The organism is Deinococcus sonorensis KR-87 (assembly GCF_040256395.1).
GTDB lineage: Bacteria > Deinococcota > Deinococci > Deinococcales > Deinococcaceae > Deinococcus > Deinococcus sonorensis.
Genome location: NZ_CP158299.1, coordinates 1,316,692 through 1,336,290 on the forward strand (window position 1 = coordinate 1,316,692; position 19,599 = coordinate 1,336,290).

The window sequence follows — 19,599 nt, forward strand, 5'->3', positions numbered from 1 at the left end:
GCCCGGCCCCGCGCGCTTCACCTACACTGGAGCGTTATGGCCGTTCTGACCCCCTCCAGTGCCCGCCCCCGCGTCAAGCCCGAAGTGATGAGCCCGGTGGGCGGCGAGCGTCAGCTGCGGGCCGCCATCGAGGCCGGTGCCGACGCCGTGTTCTTTGGCCTCGACAGCTTTCAGGCGCGCGCCAAGGTGGGCTTCAGCGAGGAGCGGCTGCCGGAGATCATGCGCGAGCTGCACGTGCGCGGCGTCAAGGGCTTCGTGACCTTCAACGTGCTGGTCTTCGACCGGGAGCTGAAGGAGGCCGAGCGTCGCCTGATGCACCTGGCCGAGAGCGGGGTGGACGCGATCATCGTGCAGGACCTGGGGGTGGCGCGGCTGGCGCACGCCGTCTGCCCGGACCTGCCGATCCACGGCAGCACCCAGATGAGCATCACCAGCGCCGAGGGGGCCGAGCTGGCCCGGCGCTTCGGGGCCAGCCGGGTGGTGCTGGGCCGCGAGCTGAGCCTGAAGGACATCGGGCGCATCGCCGCCCAGACCGACATCGAGCTGGAGACTTTTGTGCACGGCGCGCTGTGCGTGAGTTACAGCGGGCAGTGCTTCAGCTCGGAAGCCTGGGGCGGCCGCAGCGCCAACCGCGGTCAGTGCGCCCAGGCCTGCCGGATGCCCTACGACCTGCTGGTGGACGGCGAGTACCGCGACCTGGATGACGCCCGCTACCTGCTGTCGCCCGGCGACCTGTACGCGCTGCATCAGGTGCCGGAACTGGTGCGGCTGGGCGTCAGCTGCCTGAAGATCGAGGGCCGCTACAAGGACGCCGACTTCGTGGCGCTCACCACCGCCGCCTACCGCAAGGCCGTGGACGAGGCGTGGGCGGGGCTGCCGCTCAGCGTGACCCCTCAGGAGGAGCGGGACCTCGAGCAGGTGTACTCGCGTGGGCTGGGGCCGCACTTCATGAGCGGCACCAACCACCAGACGGTGGTGCGCGGCCGGGCGCCCCGCCACCGCGGCGTGCGGGTCGGGACCGTGCAGGAGGTGACGCGCAGGGGCGTGCGGGTGGCCCTGAACGGCGTGGCCCTGCGCCCCGGCGACGGGCTGGTGTTCGACGGCGCCGAGTGGCAGACCCCCTTCGAGCCGGAGGAGGGCGGGCGGCTCTACGAGCTGTTCACCCGTGAGGGCCGCGCCGAGCAGGTCGGCGACGGCGTGGTGGAGCTGCGGTTCGGGACTGGTGCCATTGACCTGCGGCGGGTGCGGCCCGGCGACTGGGTGTGGCGCACCTCCGACCCCTCGCTGGCCAGCCGGGTGGCGCCGCTGCTCGAGGCCGCCGATCCGCAGTACACCCGCCCGGTGAGCATGCACTTCCGGGGCGTGCTGGGCGAGGCGCCTCAGCTGACCGTTACCGACGAGCAGGGCCGGAACGTCACGGTGGAGGGGGAGGCCCCGCTGCAGCCGGCGCGCAACCGGGCGCTGGACGACGCCACCCTGCGGGCTCAGCTGGAGCGGCTGGGCGGCACGCCCTACCACCTGGAACAGCTCAGCACCGAGCTGGTGGGCGACACCTTCCTGCCGGTCAGCAGCCTGAATGCCCTGCGCCGGGACGCCACCACCCGCCTCACCGAGCGGCGCGGTCAGGCGCCCGAGCGCCACGCCCAGCCGCGGCTGGTGGAGGTGGCGGGCGCCGAGGTGCCGCCCGTGCCCGGAGCGCCGCGCCTGCACCTGCTGGTGCGCACCCCGGAGCAGCTGGAGGCGGCCATCGCGCTGCGCCCCGACAGCATCACCCTGGATTACCTGGAGCTGTACGGCCTGAAGCCCAGCGTGGAGCGGGTGCAGGAAGCCGGACTGCCGGTGCGGGTGGCCAGCCCGCGCATCCTGAAGCCCACCGAACAGAACATCCAGCGCTTCCTGCTGTCGCTGCACGCCGACCTGCTGGTCCGCAGCGGCGGCCTGCTGGAGGGGCTGCAGGCCACCCCGGAGCGCCCGGCCCTGCACGGCGACTTCTCGCTGAACGCCGCCAACGCGCTGACCGCCCGCGCCCTGCTGGACCTGGGCCTGGAGCGCCTGAATCCCACCCATGACCTGAACGCCCAGCAGGTGGCGGAGCTGGCCCTGCGGGTGGGGCCGGCATCCATCGAGGCCACCGTGTACGGGCACCTGCCGGTGTTCCACACCGAGCACTGCGTGTTCTGTCGCTTCCTGTCGAGCGGCACGGACCACACCAACTGCGGTCACCCCTGCGAGTCTCACCGGGTGGCGCTGCGGGACCATCAGGGCGTGGCGCACCCGGTGATGGCCGATGTGGGCTGCCGCAACACCGTCTTCGAGGGCCGCGCCCAGACCGCCGCCCGGCACCTGGGGTTGTGGCTGGACGCCGGCATCCGCGACCTGCGGCTGGAGTTCGTCCACGAGGACGCGGCCGGGGTGACGGCGGTGGTCTCGGCCTTCCGCGCCCATCTGGACGGTCAGCTGAACGCGGCGGAGCTGGAAGCCCGGCTCGCGGCGGTGGACCGGCAAGGGGTGACCGAGGGCAGCCTGTTTGTGCCGGCTGGTCAGGACTTCGGGGCGTTGCCGCAGCTGAGTCTGTTGCCCGTCTGAGAAGTTCTTCACACTTCTTTATCAAGTACATCCAGGCTACAGGTTGCTCATGGTGGACGCAGTGTAAGCTGGTCCATGCCGACGGGTCACCAGGAGACGGTCACGGCGCCACCAAGCGAGCAGTCCATTCAAGCGGTGCCCTGCACCGCCGCTCACCTGAGCAGCCCCGCCTCCCCTCTGGCTCACCCGATCAAGACCGAGCGACACGACACCCAGCAGCTGATCCACCACACCAACACCGGCCCACGGCCGGTGGACCGCTATGTGGAGCACCAGGACGGCCTGTACGTGGCCCGCCGCTTCATTGCGCACCCGCGCATCCGCTACTGGCAGGCGCACCTGCTTCCCCGGCTCGGCATCCAGCTGTGCCGCTACGACTTTCACGGCGAGCGCGCCCACGACTACTACATTGACGTGGCGCACATCAGCCAGGAGCAGGGCGTGTGGGCGGTGCGCGACCGCTACCTGGACGTGCTGGTGTGGGAGGGCCTGTGCGCCGAGGTGGTGGACACCGACGAACTGCTGGCCGCCCACGCTTGCAGCTATATCGGCACCCAGGAACTGCACGCCACCATGAACGTGGCCCACCGGGTGCTGAACGCGCTGGCCCGGCACGCCTACGACGTGCCGGCCTGGCTGCGCGCCGAGGGCGTCCATCTGACCTGGGAGGCGCAGCCGCAGGAAGCCACCGTCTGAGCAGGGGTCCGGGCGTGGTACAACCGCCCGCTGCCTCTCCTGGCGCAAGGGCTGATCCTGCTGATCGCCGTGATCCATCTCGTGGTGCTGGAGATGGTGCTTTGGACAGCCCTGCGGACCCGCGCCGCCCTTGGCACCACGCCGGAGGTTGCCCAGGCCACCCACGTGCTGGACAACGGCTTTCTGGTGGTGGGCCTGGTGTGGTCGCTGCTGGCTCTGCCGCCGCTGGCCCGGCCGCTGCGGCTTTTCTTCTCCGGCGGCGTGAGAGTGGCGGGGCTGTACGGTGGCGCCACCGTGTTGCCGCGCATCCATGCAGTGCAGGTGCAGTGTTGCGCTGCTGGACCCGGCCTGAGGGTGTAAGCCGCCGGTGAGGCGTGCTGCTCTAGCCTGCCGGGATGATCGAGGTGCAGGAGTTCGGCAAGCGTTACGGCCGCCACGACGCGGTGCAGCGCCTGAGCTTCACGGTGGCGCCGGGGCAGCTCTTCGGGCTGCTCGGCAGCAATGGGGCCGGCAAGACCACCACCATCCGAGCGTTGGTGGGCCTGACCCGGCCCAGCCGGGGGCAGGTGCGGGTACACGGCCACGACGTGTGGCGCGACCCGCTGCGGGCCAAGGCCAGCTTCGGGTACATTCCGGACCGCCCGCACCTGTACGGCAAGCTGACCGGCCGCGAGACGCTGCGCTTCGTGGCGGGGCTGCACCGGCTGCCGGACCCGGAGCGCGAGATTGACCGCTGGCTGGAATACTTCCGGCTCTCGGCGTTCGGCAACGAGCTGACCGAGACCTACTCGCACGGCATGCGGCAGAAGCTCGTCATCATTGCGGCGCTGCTGCCCCAGTGCCCGGTGCTGATCGTGGACGAGCCGATGGTGGGCCTGGACCCGCAGGCGGCCCGTCAGGTGCGCGAGCTGTTCCGCGACTACGCCGACCGGGGCCGCACGGTGCTGCTCACCACCCATAGCCTGCCGCTGGCCGAGGCGGTGTGTGACCGGCTGGTGGTGCTGGATCAGGGCCGGGTGCTGGGCGAGGGCAGCATGGATCAGCTGCGCGCCCAGACCGGCACGGTGCAGGGCGGCGTGAGTGGCGACAGCCTGGAGCGGGTGTTCTTCCGGCTGCTGGAGGAGGAGCAGCGCCGGCAGGCGACCGAAACTCCAGCAGGTCCGGCGTGAATCTGCTGGCCCTGAAGCTGCGCGGGCTGTGGAATGCCCTGCGGCGCGGCCCCCGGGCCGGCTTCGTGCTGCTGGCGCTGCTGGGAGCGCTGCTCGTGTGGGCCGAGGTCGGCGGCACCGTGCGGGCGCTGACCTTCCTGGGCGGCTTCGGGTTCATCGGGCTGGGGGTGTTCCGGCGGGTGCTGGAGACCGGGCTGCTGGTGCTGCTGTCGGGTGTGACCTTCTCGGCCGTCACCACCGCCATCAGCACCCTGTACCTTTCCGAGGACCTGAACTTCCTGCTGGCCCTGCCGCTGCCGGTGCGGCGGGTGTTCGGGCTGAAGGTGCTGGAGACCTTCCTGGCGGCGGCGCTGGTGCCTACGCTGCTGACGGTGCCGCTGCTGGTGGGCCTGGGGCTCTACCGCGCCGCGCCCGCGTGGTTCTACCCGCTGGCCGTGCTGGTGAGCGTGCTGGTCTATGCGCTGCCTGTCGGGCTGGGCGCGCTGCTGGCGGTGCTGCTGATGCGGCTGGCCCCGGTGGACCGGGTGCGTGAGGTGGCCACCGCGCTGGGCGTGCTGATCAGTGCGGCACTGGTGTGGGCGCTGCGATCGCTGCACCCGGAACGGCTGCTGTCGCGCGCCGCCGACCCGGCCCAGCTGGACGGCGTGCTGCGCGAGCTGTCGGGCGGCGGGGGCAGCCTCGCCTGGCCGCAGGCCTGGGCCGCCGAGACGATGTGGCAGGCAGCGCTGGGCCACCTCAGCCCGGCGCTGTGGCCGCTGCTGCTGGTCACGCCGGGCCTGCTGCTGCTGGCCACCCTGCTGGCCGGACACGCGTATCAGGCCGGCTGGGCCCGTCAGCAGAGCAGCGCGCGCCTGCGGCTGGACGCGGCCACCCGGCCCCCGAACCGGCTGGAACAGCTGGCGGGCCGGCTGGGAGTGAGCGGCCTGCTGGCGGCCCGCGACCTGCAGCTGACCCGCCGCGACCCCACCCAGTGGAGCCAGCTGCTGGTGCTGGTGGCGCTGGCGGCGGTGTACCTGGTGAGCATCCGCAGCCTGCCGTTGCCGCCCATTCCGCAGTTCCGGGGCATCCTGGGGTACGTGCAGCTGGCGTTTCAGGGCTTCGTGGTGGCGGGGGTGGGGGTGCGGCTGGCGTTTCCGGCCATCAGCCTGGAGGGCCGCGCCTACTGGCTGCTGCGCACCTCGCCGCTGACCGCGTGGCAGCTGGTGCGCGCCAAGTATGTGGCGCTGCTGCCGGTGATGCTGGCGCTCAGCCTGACGCTGGCCGGCAGCAGCGCCGCCCTGCTGGGCCTGGGGCCGCTGCTGCTGCTGGCCTCGCTGCTGATCGGGGCCGCCAGTGCCCTGCTGATCACCGCGCTGGGGGTGGGGCTGGGGGCCGCCCTGCCGCGCTTCACCGCCGACAACCCGGCAGAGATCGGCTTCTCGGCTGGCGGGCTGATCTACACGCTGCTGGGCCTGCTGACCAGCCTGCTGCTGCTGGCGCTGCTGGCCCGCCCCGCCTACCTGAGCGTGGCGCTGCCGGGCCTGTATCCGGGCCTGAGCGCCCTCTGGACCGGCTGGGGGCTGGGCGGCCTGCTGGCGTTGCTGCTCTTCACCCTGCTGGGCAGCTGGGGCGCGCTGCGCTGGGGCGCGGCGCGGCTGGACCGGCTGGAGTAGCGGCGCCGCGGGTCATTTGCCTGACACACGTCCCGCCGCATTCGTTTACACTAAGAACAATTCAAGGTTCGTCACATCAGAGGAGCGTGGGCAGAGTGCAGTTGGTCAGGGGCGCACATGAATTCGAGTACCGCGATCAGCAGGGCATCGACCGGCTGGGCCAGGCCGACATCTGGGCCTCGCCCAACGGCGAGCGGGCGGTGCTGGTGCTGAAGAATGTGGACGGCGGCCTGAGCGGCGACGAACGCGGCACGCTGCTCGACAATGCCCGCCGCGCCTTCTGGATGCTGGCCTCCAGCCTGCTCCCGTTTCTGGTGCCGCAGGCGCGGCTGGAAGTGTACGTGCTGCGCCCCGGCGAACAGCGCGAGGACGGCCCGACCAAGCCGCGCGCCCTGATTCTGACCTGAGTCAGAACAGGCCGCCTGCGAACACCTGCCGGATCTCCGGCACACTGCGGCCCTCCGAGAGCAGGATCAGCAGCAGCAGCCGCGCCTTGTGGGCGTTCAGGAACGACGCCGGAATCGCGCCGGCCCGCTGCAGGGTGGCGCCGCCGCCCGGATAGCCGTAGACCGGCAGCACCGGCCCCGCGTGGGTGCGGGTGGCGATCACCACCGGCTTGTCTGTCGCCTGGATCAGCGGCAGCAGCTGGGGCGGCAGGTTGCCGGTGCCCAGCGCCGCGATCACCAGCCCGTCGGCCCGCTGCTCGGCCTCGGCGTAGCCCTCGCCCTGCCAGCCGGCGTAGGCGTACAGCACCTCCACCCGCGCGTCCAGCTGGCGCGGGGCGTACAGCGGGCGCGGCTCCGGGCCGGCGAAGTAGCGCACCGCCGGCCCGTCCGGCCCCTGGTCAATGCGGCCGATGGGACCGGGATAGCCGCCAAACGCGTCCACGGCGCTGGTGTGGACCTTGGTGACGGTGCGGGCGTCAAAGACGTCCCCGCCGAACACCACCAGCGGCCCGCGCCCCTGGCTCTGCGGGTGCAGGGCCAGCTGCGCGGCGTCGCGCAGGTTGCCGGGGCCGTCCCACGACACCTCCTCGGCGTGGCGCATGCTGCCGGTCAGCACTACCGGAACGTCGGTGGCCAGCGTCAGGTGCAGAAAGAAGGCCGTTTCTTCCAGCGTGTCAGTGCCGTGCGTGACCACCGCGCCGTCCACGTCCTTCAGCCCGCCCAGCAGGTCGCGCAACGTATTCATGTGCTGCGGCGTGATGTGCGGGCTGGGCAGGCTGAACGGCTGGTGCGTCTGCACCGTCACGCCCGGCAGCCCGGGCAGGGGAGGGGCGTGCTGAGGTGTCAGCCCCTGACCCGCCGGGTCCGGACGGCTGGCGATGGTGCCGCCGGTATGAATCAGGGCCAGCCGCTGCGGTGGACCGGAGGGCGTAGCCGCCGATTCCTGCTCGTTCAGACGCGGGCCGCTTCGACGAGTTCGGCGGCGCCCTGCTTGAGCATGTCCTCGGCCAGCTCCGCGCCCAGGTCGGCGCACTCGCTGGCGTCACCGGTGGTGCTGCCGCTCAGCACGCGCGAGCCGTCCAGCGCCGCTACCCAGCCTTCCAACGTCAGCACGCCGTTCTTGATGGTGGCGTGCGCGCCCACCGGGGCCATGCAGCCGGCGCCCAGCCCCGCCAGGAACTCGCGCTCCGCCGTGACCCGGTCGTCGGTGGTGCGGTCGTGGATGGCGTAGGCCACCTCCACCGAGAGGTCGTCGTCGCTGCGGGTTTCCAGCGCCAGGGCGCCCTGGCCCGGCGCCGGCAGCAGGATGCCCGGCTCGATGAACTCGTCGATGCGGTGGCGCTGCTCGGTGCGGATCAGGCCAGCCGCCGCCAGGATGATCGCGTCGTACTCGTCGCCGCCCAGCGCCGCCAGCCGCGTGTCGATGTTGCCGCGCAGGTCCTTGACGATCAGGTCCGGGCGAAACGCCTGCAGGAAGGCCCGCCGGCGCACGCTGCTGGTGCCGATGCGGGCGCCCTGCGGCAGCTCCGCGAGGCGCTTCATGCCTTCCCGGCCCACCAGCACGTCACGCGCGTCCACACGTTTGGGAATGCTGGCCACCTCCAGCTCGTCCGGCTGGCTGGTCGGCAGGTCCTTGAGGCTGTGCACGGCGATGTCGATGCGCTTGTTCAGCAGCGCGTCCTCAATCTCCTTGACCCACAGGCCCTTGTTGCCCTTCTCCACCAGACTGCTCAGTGACTCGCGGCTCCGGTCGCCCTTGGTGCTGATGGTCTGGATCCGGAAATCGGTATCCGGCCATTCTTCCTTGAGGCGGGCCACAACCCAGTGCGTCTGCGCGAGAGCCAGGGTGCTGCCCCGCGTACCGACCGTGATAGAACGCATAACCCAGGCATTATAGGCACAAGTGGGCGCCAGATGAACGCCTGTGAAGCCATACAGAAAGCGGGCGACCCTGGGCGCGGCGTTTCCGCACCGGTATCGCCCGCCCGGATGGCTGGGGCACAAGGATTCGAACCTAGACTAACAGTTCCAAAGACTGCTGTGCTGCCTTTACACCATGCCCCACCAAGGCTGTCTTCAGCCCTGGGAGTATAGACGCCGCGCGTGCAGCCGGTCAAGGAAGGGTGCTCCTCAACGGCCGTACACCACCCGCCGCAGCAGCGCCTCCATCGGCCCGCGCCGGAAGCGGCGCAGCAGCGGCGCGGAAATCCACAGCTGCACCGCCCCCAGCGCCAGCGCGATCAGCAGGCACGGCAGCGCGCCCAGCCGCGCATACAGGCCCAGGCCGTACGGGTAGAACAGCGTGGTCATCAGCAGCGACTGGGTCAGGTAGTGGGTCAGGGCCAGTTGACCGGCGGCGGCAAAGCGGCGCAGCCCGCCGGCCTGACCTGCCGCGACCGCCAGCCCGACCAGCCCCACGTACCCGAGCCCCAGCGCCAGCCCGCCCGACATCCGCACCGGCACCGCCCAGTACCCGGCCTGGGCGGTGGACAGGCTGTTCAGCCACGCGAGCAGCAGGCCCAGCGGCACCCCCAGCGCCACCCCGCCCCAGGCCAGCCGCCGCAGCAGCGGCCGGTGCTCGGCGGGCCGCTGCAGCACGCCCGCCTGCTGGGCCGCCGCGCCCAGCAGCAGCAGGCACAGCAGCCAGGGGGCGTTGTAGAGCAGGTTGTCAGTGAAGGTGGACAGGTAGCTGCTGGCGCGCTGCTGCACCAGCGGCAGGTAGTGCTGCAGGTCAGCGGTGCGCTGCACCGTGGTCCAGCGGTGCAGTGCCGGAACCGCGAGCGCTTCCAGGCTGCGGGCCAGCAGCCAGTACGCGCCCAGCGCGGCAGCAAGCACGGTCAGCCGCCCGCTGCTCAGGCGCAGGGTCAGCGGCACCAGCAACAGCAGGCCCAGCAGGGCGTAGCTGGCGATGATGTCGCCGTGCCACAGCAGCACCGCGTGCAGGCTGCCCAGCGCCAGCAGCACCAGCAGGCGCCGCAGCAGTAGGGCCAGGTCGTGCCGGGCCAGCAGGGCGGCCACCCCAGCTCCGAACAGCATGGCAAAGATGCTGATGAAGCGGCCGTTGAACAGCACGTCAATCACCACCTGGGCCACCCGGTCCGCGCCGTGCTGCCGCCACTCGTCGTAGCCGGCAAAATCCTGCATGTTGACCCACAGGATGCCCAGGATGGCCAGGCCGCGCAGGATGTCCGGCAACGGGTGGCGTTCGGTGGGGCGGACGGCGCTGGAGATCACTCCTGCATCATGGCACCATGCAGAGCGTCCCGGAACTCAGACAGGCGTGTGCGGCCCTGCGCGGCAGCACCGAAACGTTTCCCTTCGGCCCCGACACGCTGGTGTGGAAGGTGGGTGGGCGCATCTACGCGCTGTGCGGCCTGCAGGACGACCCGCTGACCCTCAGCGTCAAGGGCGTGCCGGAGCAGGCAGAGCAGCTGCGGGCCGAGCATCCGGCCATTGCGCCCGGCTATCACCTCAACAAGCGGCACTGGCACACCCTGACGCTGGACGGTTCCCTGCCCGGACCGCTGGTGCTGGAGCTGCTGCAGGGAAGCTACGCCCTGGTGGTCGCGGGCCTGCCGCGCGCCGTCCGGGCCACGCTCGGCTGAGCGCGGGTCACGGCACCAGAACGCAGCCGCTTAACGCCGGCTGGCCGCCCTGGGTGCGGCGCATGGTGGCGGTGTTGCCCCGGCTGAACCACGCGAACTGGGCATTCTGATAATGGGTGCCGCTGGCGTCGCGCACCAGCCGCAGAATGCGTGTCCGCCCGGCGAAGGTGACGCGGGCGGTGCCGGTGCGCTGCTCCACCTGCACCTGCACGCCGCCCTGGCAGCGGTAGGTGGCCCGGGCGATCACAGGGTCCGCCGGGGCGGCCGCGGACGGTGGGGGACCGCCGTCCGCCCGCGCGGCTCCGGCAGCAAGGGCGGCGACACACGACAGCAGCAGCGGCCAGCGGGTGGAGCGGAGCGGGGTCATGGCTGAGTATGTCACTCGCGTCCCGGGCCCCGGAGAGGGGCGGATGAGCCGGGGTTCATGGGGCGCGGGCCGCCGGCGGTGCGGGCAACAGATCCGTGGCCACCACACCGAACTGCACCACCTGCCCCCCAGCGTTCAGGCCGATGATCAGGGTCCAGGTGCGGGGCGTCCCGCGCTCGAACCGGGCCGTGCGGGTGTAGTACTGCACCGGACCGTCCTGATGCAGCTCCTCACTCAGCAGTTGCCCCTCGTTCCCGTAGGCCCGCTGCCCGCCGGTCCGGTAGGCCAGGAAAGCCGGGTAGCTGCCCCACTGCGCCTGCACCTCGGGCGTGAAGGCCTTCCAGAGCGGGGCCATCTGCCCGGCATACAGGTGCCGGGTCAGGGTGCGGGCACGGTCCAGGGCCACGGACCGGGGCGTGGAGGCCGGCTTCGGGGGCCGCCTTACCAGCGGGTGCGCCTGAACCACCGGCTCCGCTGCAGGGGGGGCCGGGGTGCTGGGCCGGGTCGGCACGGAGGCCACGGTGGGCGTCGTCTGGGGCGCGGGGCTGTGAGTCACGGACCGCTGGGCCGGGTGCCGCAGCAGGGTCAGCAGTCCTGGCCCGCCGAACACCGCCAGCGCGGCGAGCGCCGGCAGGGTGGCGATGGCAAATTCGGTGGCTCGGCCCACAGCGTCCTCCAGATGCCCCAGGATAGAGGGGGGCAGATGGGCTGGATGTGACCTGTGCCTGGCCCTCAGTCCGGCGTGTGCAGTTTGGCGCGCTGATGCGGCAGCACCCCTCCGGTGACCATTCCGAACGACACCACGCGGCCGCTGCCGTCCAGCCCGAAGATCACGGTGGTGCCGCCCGGCGCGTTCTTGAAGCGGGCCAGCCGGCTGTAGTACGTCACGCCCCGGCCGCGCGTCACGGTCTCGTCCAGCACCGCCGTTTCGTTGCCCAGCCGCTTCAGGGTGGCCCGCTGATACGCCTGCAGCCGGTTCAGGCTGAGCCAGCGCGCCCGCGCCGGCGGCAGGAAGGCGGCCCACACCCGGGGCAGCTCACCGTGATACAGCTGCCGGGTCAGCGCCCGTCCGCGGGTCAGTTCGGTGGCGGGCGCCGGGGCCGGGGCTTGTGGGTGGACGGTCGGCGTGGGCGCGGCCGCTGCGGGCCGGGGCACGGCCCGCGCCACGGGCACCGGCTTCGGTCGGACGACCGGCGCGGTGGCGACGCGGTGCGGCGTGGCCTGGGCGTGGGGCCGAACCGTCACCGCGTTGGCCGGCGCGGGTGTCGGCCGGGTGCGTGTGGTCGCCGGGTGCGCCGGTGTCTGGGCCGGTTTTGCCACAGCTGGTTTTGAAGGAGTCGGTCTGGCTGCGGCAGGTGTGGTGGGGGCTGGCTTCGTTGCCAGTTTCGTCTGCGCTGGCCTGGTCGCGGTGGGCTTCGCGGGGACCGGGCGGTGAACCGTGGGCGCCGGGGTGGCCTTCACCGGAGCCGATTTCACCGGCGCGGGTGTGGGCCGGGCGCGGGCCGCCGGAGCCGGCTGAACCCGGGTGGTCGGGTGCGCGGCGGACGGGTGCCGTACAGGTGGGGAGGCACGGGCCGCCGGATGCGGCGTGGCCGGACGAACGGTGGCCGGATGCTTCACGGGGGCCCGGGTGAGGGGGTCGGCGACGGCCGTGGGCCGGGGGAGGGGGGCCGCCTGCCGCGTGGGCCGGGCCGGAATCTGGGCCGCCGGGGGCGCGGGCGGAGTGGGGAGCGCTTTGGCCGGGGTCTGCAGCGCGGGCACTGCACCGCCGCTGCTCAGCAGGGGTACCGCGCTGGGCCGGTGCGGGGCGCTCAGCGGGATGGGTGTGGCGAGCCCCGGCGCCGGATCGTGGTTGAGCAGCCTCGACAGGTCGCCGGCAAAGAACGCGGCGACGGCCAGCACCGCCGGTACCGTGGCAATCACAAGCTCGGTCGTTCGCGTCATCGGGTCCCTGCCTTTGCCTCAGAGTACGGGAGGGGGCCCCGGACCGCATGAGGAGCGGCAAGACTGCCTCCACAGTCTTGATGAAGCATGAATGGAGGCCGGCGGCCCTACAGCGGGATGTTGCCGTGCTTCTTGTATGGGCGCTGCTCCTGCTTGCGCTCCAGCATGGCGAACGTGGCGATCAGCCGGGCGCGGGTCTCCTCGATGGGAATCACGTCGTCGATGTAGCCCTTGCTGGCTGCCACGTAGGGGTTGTCGAAGGTCTCGCGGTACTCGCGGATCTTCTCGGCGCGCGTCTGCTCCGGCTGGTCGGAGCCGGCAATCTCGCGCCGGTACACGATGTTGGCGGCCCCCTCCGCGCCCATCACCGCCACCGCCGCCGTGGGCCAGGCGTAGACCACGTCCGCGCCCATGTCCTGGCTGTTCATGGCCAGGTACGCGCCGCCGTAGCTCTTGCGCGTGATCAGGGTGATCTTGGGGACGGTGGCCTCCGCATAGGCGTACAGCATCTTGGCCCCGTGCCGGATGATGCCGGCGTGTTCCTGCGCCACGCCCGGCAGGAAGCCGGTCACGTCCACCAGCGTCAGGATCGGGATGTTGTAGCAGTCGCAGGTGCGGATGAAGCGCGCCGCCTTGTCCGAGGCGTCGATGTTGAGTGTGCCGGCCATCACGCGCGGGTTGTTGGCCACGATGCCCACCACCTGCCCGCCCAGGTGCGCGAAGCCGCACAGGATGTTCCTGGCCCAATCCGGCTGGATCTCGAAGAACACCCCGTCGTCCACCACGCTCTCAATGACCCGGTGCATGGCGTAGGGCCGCCGCTGGTCCGGCGTGACCACCTCCAGCAGCTCAGTGTTCTGGCGTCCGGGCGGGTCCTGAGTGGGCCGCACCGGGGGCCGCTCGCGGGCGTTCTGCGGCAGGTAGGCCAGCAGCGCCCGCAGGCCCTCCAGGGTGGCCTCGTCGCCCTCGAACTCCAGGTGGGCCACGCCGCTCTTGCGGGTGTGCACGTCGGCGCCGCCCAGCGCGTCGAAGCTGACCTCCTCGCGCGTCACCGACTTGATCACCTCCGGGCCGGTGATGAACATGTAGCTGCTGCCCCGGCTCATCAGGATGAAATCGGTCAGGGCCGGGCTGTACACGGCGCCGCCCGCACACGGCCCCAGAATCGCGCTCAGCTGCGGCACGCTGCCGCTGTAGATGGCGTTGCGGTAGAAGATCTCGCCGTAGCCGGAGAGCGCGTCCACGCCCTCCTGGATGCGCGCGCCGGCACTGTCGTTCAGCCCGATGATCGGGCAGCCCACCTTGGCCGCGAGATCCATGATCTTGACGACCTTCTGGGCGTTGCGTTTGCCCAGCGACCCGCCCAGCACTGTGAAGTCCTGGCTGAACACGTACACCTGCCGGCCGTGGATGGTGCCGCTGCCGGTCACCACGCCCTCGCCGGGCGCCTCCACCCCGGTCATCAGCCGGGTGCCGTCGTGCTCCACGAAGGTCCCGAACTCCAGAAAGCTCCCGGGGTCCAGCAGCCGCTCCAGCCGTTCGCGGGCAGTAAGGCGGCCCGCGTCGCGCTGTTTCTGCTGCCGGGCCGGGCCGCCGCCCGCCTCGATCTTGCTGCGGCGCTGCTCCATCGCCGCGATCAGTTCCTGAAGCTCGACGTTCAGATTCGCTTGGTGGTCCGGCATGTGGGCCTCAGCATAGCGGGAAGCGGAGGGCAGGCCACACAGAAGCGCCCCGGCACAGCTCGCCGGGGCGCTTTGTCTGCTGCGCTTCAGCCGCGACCGTAGGGCTTGGCGGGCATGCCCGAGAGGGTGGCGCCGCTGGCCGGCAGCCCGGTGGAGGGCCGCCCCACTCCCTGCGGCTGCACCGACGACACGTCCGGGCCGCCCTGGCCGCTCAGGTTGGTGCTCATGGGGATCTGGGCGCTGGCATTCGGGTCGTTGGCGAGGCGCGCGAACTCCTTGCTGTCCACTGCCCGCTCCATGCCGGTGTCGTGCGAGATCACGCGGCGGCGGTACAGGCCCGCCAGGTAGGCGTCCATGGTGACCATGCCCTCGCGCAGCCCGGTCTGCATCACCGAGGTGATCTGGTAGGTCTTGCCCTCGCGGATCAGGGCGCGCACCGCCGGGTTGGCGATCAGCAGCTCATACGCCAGAATCCGTCCGCCGTCCATCCTGGGCAGCAGCTGCTGGGTCATGACCGCCACCAGGTTGTTGGCCAGCTGCACCCGGATCTGCTCCTGCTGCTCCTCCGGGAACACGTCCACGATGCGGTCGATGCTCTCCGGGGCGCTGTTGGTGTGCAGGGTACCCATCACCAGGTGCCCGGTCTCGGCGGCGGTCACGGCCGCCTTGATGGTCTCGTAGTCGCGCATCTCGCCCACCAGGATCACGTCGGGCGCCTGACGCAGCACCGCCCGCAGCGCGTTCTGGAAGTCCATGGTGTCGGAGCCGACCTCGCGCTGGTTCACGATGCTGTTCTTGTGCGGATGCATGAACTCGATCGGGTCCTCGATCGTCATGATGTGCATCTTCTTGTTCTGGTTGATGTAGTCGATCATGGCGGCCAGCGTGGTGCTCTTGCCGGAGCCGGTGGGGCCAGTCACCAGCACCAGTCCGCGCGGCGCGTTGGCAATCTCCACCACGTTCGGCGGCAGGCCCAGGTCGCCCACCGACTTGATGGTGGTGGGAATCAGACGCATCACGCCGCCCACCGACCCGCGCTGCATGAAGGTGTTGACGCGGAAGCGCGCCCGCTCGCCCAGCGCGAAGCTGAAGTCCAGCTCGCGCCGCTCCTCGAAGCTGCGCTGCTGCTTTTCGTTCATCATGCTGTACATCAGCTTGCGGGTGTCGGTGGCCGAGAGCTCGGCGAAATCGTAGCCGGTGTACACGCCGTGAATCTTGAACTGCGGCGGCAGTCCGGCCGTCACGATCACGTCGGAGGCGTTCTTCTCGGCGGCGAGGCGCAGGATATCGGTGATGTCGGTGGCAGTCTGCATAGGTGCTCCTTGGTGGACGGGCAGGGACAGCTCAGGCGCTGGTGACGGCCAGCACTTCTTCCAGGGTGGTGATGCCGGCCATGGCCTTCTCGATGCCGTCCTGGCGCAGCGTTTTCATGTTGCTCTGTTCGGTGGCGATGTCGCGCAGGTCGTTGGCCGAAAGGGCCTTGCCGATGCCGCGCCGCAGCGGGTCGTCGATGACCATCAGCTCGTGGATGCCCATGCGGCCCTTGTAGCCGGTGCCGCCGCAGCGCGGGCAGCCGGCGCCGCGGTACAGCGTGGCCCCGGTCAGCTCGCGCTCCCCGATGCCCAGCCGGCGCAGCACGTCCGGGTCGGCGTTGGTGGGCGTCCTGCACTCCTGACACACCTTGCGCACCAGCCGCTGCGCCAGCACCCCGATCAGCGCCGCGCCGATGTTGAAGTGCTCCACGCCCATCTCCTCCAGACGCGTGACCGCGCCGGGGGCGTCGTTGGTGTGCAGGGTGGCCAGCACCAGGTGGCCGGTCAGGGCCGCCTCGGTGGCGATCTTGGCGGTCTCGGCGTCGCGGATCTCGCCCACGAAGATGATGTCCGGGTCCTGTCGCAGGAAGGCGCGCAGGGCGCGGGCGAAGGTCATGCCGGCCACCGGGTTCACCTGCGACTGGTTGATGCCGGGAATCTCGTACTCCACCGGGTCCTCGATGGTGGTGGTGTTCTTCTCGGGCCGGGCGATGCGCTTCAGGATCGAGAAGCTGCTGAACGACTTGCCGGAGCCGGTGGGGCCGGTGATCAGGAAGATGCCGTTCGGTTTCTCGATCAGATCGGTGAAGCGCTGGAAGTTGTGCTCGCTGAGGCCCAGCTGCTCCACTTCCGGAATGTTGCTGGCCTTCTGCAGCAGACGCATCACGGCCTTCTCGCCGTAGAGGGTCGGCAGGGTCGAGAGACGCAGGTCCAGGTCGATGCTGCCCTTCTTGAAGCGCACGCGTCCGTCCTGCGGAATGCGCCGCTCGGCGATGTCCAGCTGCCCCAGGATCTTGATGCGGGCCAGCACGCTCTGCGCCGAGCCCTTGGGCAGTTCCATGTGGTCGCGCAGGTTGCCGTCCACCCGGTAGCGCACCCGCACGGCGGTCTCGCTGGGCTCGATGTGGATGTCCGAGGCCTCCTGCAGCGCCGCCTCACGGATGATGCTGTCCACCACCTTCACGACCGCGTTGTCGTCGAGGTTGGCCTGATCCTGGGCCGCCTCGCGCTCCTTCTCGCGGCCCCGGCTGTTCTTGGCCAGCTCCTCGTTCAGCGCCGCCATGTCCTGCGACCCGAAGTAGCGCTCGATCAGCCGGACGATGTCCTTCTCGGCCATCACGGCCGGCTGGATCTCGCGGCCGGTCAGCAGCCGCAGGTCGTCCAGCGCGAACACGTTGCGCGGGTCCTTCATGGCCACGACCAGCGCGTCGCCCTGCAGCCGCATCGGCACCACCACGTAGCGCCGGGCGGTGCTTTCGGGAATCAGCAGCGCCACCTTGGGGTCCGGCGGGCTCTGGACCGGGTCCAGGTACTCGTAGCCGAGCTGGGTGGCCAGCGAGCGCGCCAGCATCTCGGGGCTGAGCTTGCCCGACTGCACCAGCGTGTCTTCCAGCCGCCCGCCGCCCGCGTTCTGCTTCTGGATCGCGGCCTCAATCTCGTCGCTGGCCGCGAAGCCCAGGTCCACGATCACCTCGCCCAGCGGCTTGACCTTGCCGGTGCGGGCCTGCACCTGCAGCGCCTCGCGCAGCTGTTCGCGCGACAGCGTGCCCTGCTGCACCATCTGCTCCCCCAGCCGGCCGCGCTGCGGATAGGCGCGTTCGATCAGGGTGTCCACGTCGTCGGGGCGGGCCAGCAGCAGGTCCACCGGCTTGCCCATCAGCGCCTGAATGTCCTCGCGGCGGCGCGGGTCCGAGCCGATCACCGTGACCTTGCCGGCCGTCTCGTCCACCGGCACGGCCGAGAGGCGCAGCGCGTCGGCGCGCAGCAGCAGCCCCAGCACCTCCTCGTCGGGGTTGAAGTCCTTGGGGTTGCGGACGAACAGCGTGCCGGCCTGCTCGGCCAGCGTCTCGTACAGCTGCTCCTCGGTGATGAGCCGCATGTTGACCAGCAGCGCGCCCAGCGGATCGCCACTCTGTTTCTGGTGCTGCAGGGCGTCCTTGAGCTGCAGTTCGCTCAGCAGCCCACGGTTGATCAGGCGCTGGCCCAGCAGCGAGACGGTGCCGTCCTGGCCATCGGACGGCGCCGAAACGTTCAGTCCCAGTTCCGGGTAGTTCGCCGCGATGGCCCACTGCACCTGCTCACGCAGCGCCTGATACAGCTCCACGTTCAGCCCGCTGGCATCCTCGACCGTTTCCAGGTTGAGGTTGTTGAGCGGGTCCACGAAGGCCACCCGCAGGGTGTCGCCCTCCAGCGCGAAGGGGAAGGCCAGCGCGTTGTGCGCCACCTGCGCGGTCAGGCAGGCCAGGGCGGCCACGTCCGGGGTGACGGACGTCAGGTTGACCAGCGGAATGCCCAGCGCTTCCTCCACCGCCCGCGCGATGCGCTTCTCACCCACCATGCCGCCGTCGATCAGGATGTCGGCCAGCCGGCCACCCACCTCGGCGTGCCGGTCCAGGGCCCGTTGCAGGTCGGTGTCGTTCACGTAGCCCTGTTCAAGCAGGATTGCACCCAACCGCCGGTCACCAATCGAAAGCGCCATTATTTCTTCCTCCAGTCACGGCTGTACCAGTCGTGTCCATAACGTTTGAGTACGATGCGTTCCAGCCGCCGCGTCACGCGGGTGTGGGGCAGGGCGTTGTCGCTGATGGGCCGCACCATGATGGTGAACATGCCGTTGAGGTTGCCGCCCAGCACGTCGGTGAACAGCTGATCGCCCACCATCGCCACCTGACGCGCCGGCAGGTCCATCACCTGCAGGCCGCGCCGGTAGTGGCCCGGAAACGGCTTGGCCGCCATGCCCACCCCCTCGAAGCCCAGCCGCTCCAGCCAGAAGGCGGCCCGCTCGCGGGTGGCGTTGGACAGCAGGTACAGCCGGTACCCACCGCGCCGCAGATCGGCCGCCCAGGTCATCACCTCGTGGCGCTCCTCGTAGGAGCCGTAGGGAATCAGGGTGTTGTCCAGGTCCAGCAGCAGCCCCTTCAGGCCGTGCTGCTCCATGAATTCAGGCGTGATGCTGTACACGTCCGGCAGGATCACACGGGGGCGCAGGAGGCTCACAATCCCCCCAGAGACGCCGGACGGACCAGGGCGTCAACGGGCAGGCCGCCCTGCCCGGCGGAGCCCAACGCCTCCTGAGACGCGGAGTGGAGACGGCTGGCGGCGACCGTTCGCTCCGGTTCCCCGGCGTCCATCAGCGGGGTTCCGATCACGGCCCACATGCGGCCGGTGACGCCCTGGTCGCGGCGGTGACTGTAGAAGTCGGCCTCGGTGCTGCAGCGCCCCGACATCCAGATGTGCCCTTCTGGCACGCCCGCCTCCAGCAGCACCTGACGGTTGGCCCCGGCCAGGTCCAGGTGCCGGTCCTGCAGGTGTGTGCCGAGTTCCGCCTGAATAAAGGTCGCTTCCACCTCCGGCCCCACCTGATAGTGCCCGGCGCTGATGCCGGGGCCCACGGCGGCCCGGATGCGCTCCGGCCGGGCACCCAGCCGCACCATCGCCTCCACCGTGCGCACCCCGATGCGGCCAACGGTGCCGCGCCAGCCGGCATGGGCCGCACCCAGCACGCCGGCCTCCGGGTCTTCCAGCAGCAGCGGGTAGCAGTCGGCGGTCATGATGCTCAGCAGCACGCCGGGCCGGTCGGTGACGAGCGCGTCGCCGGTCTGCACGCCGGGCTGCGCCGTGCGCACCTCATCGCCGTGCACCTGATCCAGCCGGGCCACCTGCGGCAGCTGAAAGCCCAGGGCCGTCACCAGCCGCCGCCGGTTCTCGTGCACGGCCGCCGGATCGTCCTGCCGGTCGTCGAGGTTCAGGCCCGCGTAGGCGCCTGCCGAGACCCCGCCCCGCCGGGTGGTGAACCCGTGGGTGGCCCGCAGCAGGGGTGCCTGGATCGTCATAAGGTCTTCAGTATCCGGGTGCATGTATCACCGAATTCTGACGTTTGCGACGGCTCACCATGCCAACCCAGCCGACAAACCGCAGGG

General features: G+C 70.8%; 18 protein-coding genes and 1 tRNA gene. 7 read left to right on the forward strand and 12 right to left on the reverse strand.

Annotated features, from left to right (window positions below; genetic code table 11):
- The first annotated feature begins 36 nt into the window (after positions 1 to 36).
- From ABOD76_RS11805 to ABOD76_RS11830, 6 genes are all read left to right on the forward strand, one after another.
- Positions 37 to 2,586, forward strand: a complete 2,550-nt coding sequence (locus ABOD76_RS11805) for a U32 family peptidase (RefSeq protein WP_350245043.1) — start codon at positions 37 to 39, stop codon at positions 2,584 to 2,586.
- Positions 2,587 to 2,661: 75 nt separating this feature from the next.
- Positions 2,662 to 3,282, forward strand: coding sequence for a DUF402 domain-containing protein (locus ABOD76_RS11810; RefSeq protein WP_350245044.1), 621 nt, complete (start codon positions 2,662 to 2,664; stop codon positions 3,280 to 3,282).
- Between the two features lie 93 nt (positions 3,283 to 3,375).
- The gene (locus ABOD76_RS11815) at positions 3,376 to 3,642 is read left to right on the forward strand and encodes a DUF1304 family protein (protein ID WP_350245045.1); all 267 of its coding nucleotides are present in this window, start codon (positions 3,376 to 3,378) and stop codon (positions 3,640 to 3,642) included.
- A 35-nt stretch (positions 3,643 to 3,677) separates the two neighbouring features.
- Positions 3,678 to 4,451, forward strand: coding sequence for an ABC transporter ATP-binding protein (locus tag ABOD76_RS11820; RefSeq protein WP_350245046.1), 774 nt, complete (start codon positions 3,678 to 3,680; stop codon positions 4,449 to 4,451).
- A complete protein-coding gene (locus ABOD76_RS11825) occupies positions 4,448 to 6,103 on the forward strand; it encodes a putative ABC transporter permease subunit (protein WP_350245048.1) in 1,656 nt (551 codons plus the stop codon). The genes ABOD76_RS11820 and ABOD76_RS11825 overlap by 4 nt, the downstream gene beginning before the upstream one ends.
- Positions 6,104 to 6,198: 95 nt before the next feature.
- A complete protein-coding gene (locus ABOD76_RS11830) occupies positions 6,199 to 6,510 on the forward strand; it encodes a hypothetical protein (RefSeq protein ID WP_350245049.1) in 312 nt (103 codons plus the stop codon).
- Between the two features lies 1 nt (position 6,511).
- Here the strand turns inward: ABOD76_RS11830 and ABOD76_RS11835 are convergent, their stop codons facing one another.
- The 4 genes from ABOD76_RS11835 to ABOD76_RS11850 all read right to left on the reverse strand — a co-directional run bounded on the left by ABOD76_RS11835 (position 6,512) and on the right by ABOD76_RS11850 (position 9,783).
- Positions 6,512 to 7,504 carry an asparaginase gene (locus ABOD76_RS11835; protein WP_350245255.1) on the reverse strand — a complete coding sequence of 331 codons (993 nt, stop codon included), beginning with the start codon at positions 7,502 to 7,504 and terminating at the stop codon, positions 6,512 to 6,514.
- A complete protein-coding gene (gene hemC / locus ABOD76_RS11840; RefSeq protein WP_350245050.1) occupies positions 7,501 to 8,430 on the reverse strand; it encodes a hydroxymethylbilane synthase in 930 nt (309 codons plus the stop codon). Before hemC ends, ABOD76_RS11835 begins: the two co-directional genes overlap by 4 nt.
- Positions 8,431 to 8,539: 109 nt before the next feature.
- Positions 8,540 to 8,613 (reverse strand) — tRNA-Gln (locus ABOD76_RS11845).
- 66 nt (positions 8,614 to 8,679) lie between these two features.
- A complete protein-coding gene (locus ABOD76_RS11850; protein ID WP_350245051.1) occupies positions 8,680 to 9,783 on the reverse strand; it encodes a DUF418 domain-containing protein in 1,104 nt (367 codons plus the stop codon).
- A 17-nt stretch (positions 9,784 to 9,800) separates the two neighbouring features.
- Here ABOD76_RS11850 and ABOD76_RS11855 point away from each other — a divergent pair, with 17 nt between their 5' ends.
- Positions 9,801 to 10,154 carry an MmcQ/YjbR family DNA-binding protein gene (locus tag ABOD76_RS11855; RefSeq protein WP_350245052.1) on the forward strand — a complete coding sequence of 118 codons (354 nt, stop codon included), beginning with the start codon at positions 9,801 to 9,803 and terminating at the stop codon, positions 10,152 to 10,154.
- Between the two features lie 7 nt (positions 10,155 to 10,161).
- On the opposite strand, the gene ABOD76_RS11860 is transcribed toward ABOD76_RS11855, so the two are convergent.
- From ABOD76_RS11860 to pgeF, 8 genes are all read right to left on the reverse strand, one after another.
- Positions 10,162 to 10,521, reverse strand: coding sequence for an MliC family protein (locus tag ABOD76_RS11860; protein ID WP_350245053.1), 360 nt, complete (start codon positions 10,519 to 10,521; stop codon positions 10,162 to 10,164).
- 55 nt (positions 10,522 to 10,576) lie between these two features.
- Positions 10,577 to 11,188 (reverse strand): hypothetical protein, encoded by a 612-nt coding sequence (locus ABOD76_RS11865; RefSeq protein ID WP_350245054.1) that lies wholly within the window; start codon positions 11,186 to 11,188, stop codon positions 10,577 to 10,579.
- Between the two features lie 65 nt (positions 11,189 to 11,253).
- Entirely contained in the window at positions 11,254 to 12,465 is a 1,212-nt protein-coding gene (locus tag ABOD76_RS11870; protein WP_350245055.1) for a hypothetical protein, read from the reverse strand.
- Between the two features lie 107 nt (positions 12,466 to 12,572).
- Positions 12,573 to 14,147 carry an acyl-CoA carboxylase subunit beta gene (locus tag ABOD76_RS11875; RefSeq protein WP_350245057.1) on the reverse strand — a complete coding sequence of 525 codons (1,575 nt, stop codon included), beginning with the start codon at positions 14,145 to 14,147 and terminating at the stop codon, positions 12,573 to 12,575.
- An 86-nt stretch (positions 14,148 to 14,233) separates the two neighbouring features.
- Positions 14,234 to 15,460, reverse strand: coding sequence for a type IV pilus twitching motility protein PilT (locus tag ABOD76_RS11880; protein ID WP_350245058.1), 1,227 nt, complete (start codon positions 15,458 to 15,460; stop codon positions 14,234 to 14,236).
- 31 nt (positions 15,461 to 15,491) lie between these two features.
- On the reverse strand, positions 15,492 to 18,158 hold the full coding sequence (locus ABOD76_RS11885; RefSeq protein ID WP_350245059.1) for an ATPase, T2SS/T4P/T4SS family: 2,667 nt from the start codon (positions 18,156 to 18,158) through the stop codon (positions 15,492 to 15,494).
- Positions 18,158 to 18,676, reverse strand: coding sequence for a YqeG family HAD IIIA-type phosphatase (locus tag ABOD76_RS11890; protein WP_350245060.1), 519 nt, complete (start codon positions 18,674 to 18,676; stop codon positions 18,158 to 18,160). Before ABOD76_RS11890 ends, ABOD76_RS11885 begins: the two co-directional genes overlap by 1 nt.
- Positions 18,673 to 19,536, reverse strand: a complete 864-nt coding sequence (gene pgeF / locus ABOD76_RS11895; RefSeq protein WP_350245061.1) for a peptidoglycan editing factor PgeF — start codon at positions 19,534 to 19,536, stop codon at positions 18,673 to 18,675. The genes ABOD76_RS11890 and pgeF overlap by 4 nt, the downstream gene beginning before the upstream one ends.
- Between the last annotated feature and the right edge of the window lie 63 nt (positions 19,537 to 19,599).

Excerpts from the sequence above, each read along its gene's own strand:
- ABOD76_RS11810 (WP_350245044.1), top strand. The coding sequence starts at position 2,662 with ATGCCGACGGGTCACCAGGAGACGGTCACGGCGCCACCAAGCGAGCAG.
- ABOD76_RS11875 (WP_350245057.1), bottom strand. The coding sequence starts at position 14,147 with ATGCCGGACCACCAAGCGAATCTGAACGTCGAGCTTCAGGAACTGATC.
- ABOD76_RS11870 (WP_350245055.1), bottom strand. The coding sequence starts at position 12,465 with ATGACGCGAACGACCGAGCTTGTGATTGCCACGGTACCGGCGGTGCTG.
- ABOD76_RS11815 (WP_350245045.1), top strand. The coding sequence starts at position 3,376 with ATGGTGCTTTGGACAGCCCTGCGGACCCGCGCCGCCCTTGGCACCACG.
- ABOD76_RS11880 (WP_350245058.1), bottom strand. The coding sequence starts at position 15,460 with ATGCAGACTGCCACCGACATCACCGATATCCTGCGCCTCGCCGCCGAG.
- ABOD76_RS11885 (WP_350245059.1), bottom strand. The coding sequence starts at position 18,158 with ATGGCGCTTTCGATTGGTGACCGGCGGTTGGGTGCAATCCTGCTTGAA.
- ABOD76_RS11820 (WP_350245046.1), top strand. The coding sequence starts at position 3,678 with ATGATCGAGGTGCAGGAGTTCGGCAAGCGTTACGGCCGCCACGACGCG.
- pgeF (WP_350245061.1), bottom strand. The coding sequence starts at position 19,536 with ATGCACCCGGATACTGAAGACCTTATGACGATCCAGGCACCCCTGCTG.
- ABOD76_RS11860 (WP_350245053.1), bottom strand. The coding sequence starts at position 10,521 with ATGACCCCGCTCCGCTCCACCCGCTGGCCGCTGCTGCTGTCGTGTGTC.
- hemC (WP_350245050.1), bottom strand. The coding sequence starts at position 8,430 with ATGCGTTCTATCACGGTCGGTACGCGGGGCAGCACCCTGGCTCTCGCG.
- ABOD76_RS11805 (WP_350245043.1), top strand. The coding sequence starts at position 37 with ATGGCCGTTCTGACCCCCTCCAGTGCCCGCCCCCGCGTCAAGCCCGAA.
- ABOD76_RS11855 (WP_350245052.1), top strand. The coding sequence starts at position 9,801 with ATGCAGAGCGTCCCGGAACTCAGACAGGCGTGTGCGGCCCTGCGCGGC.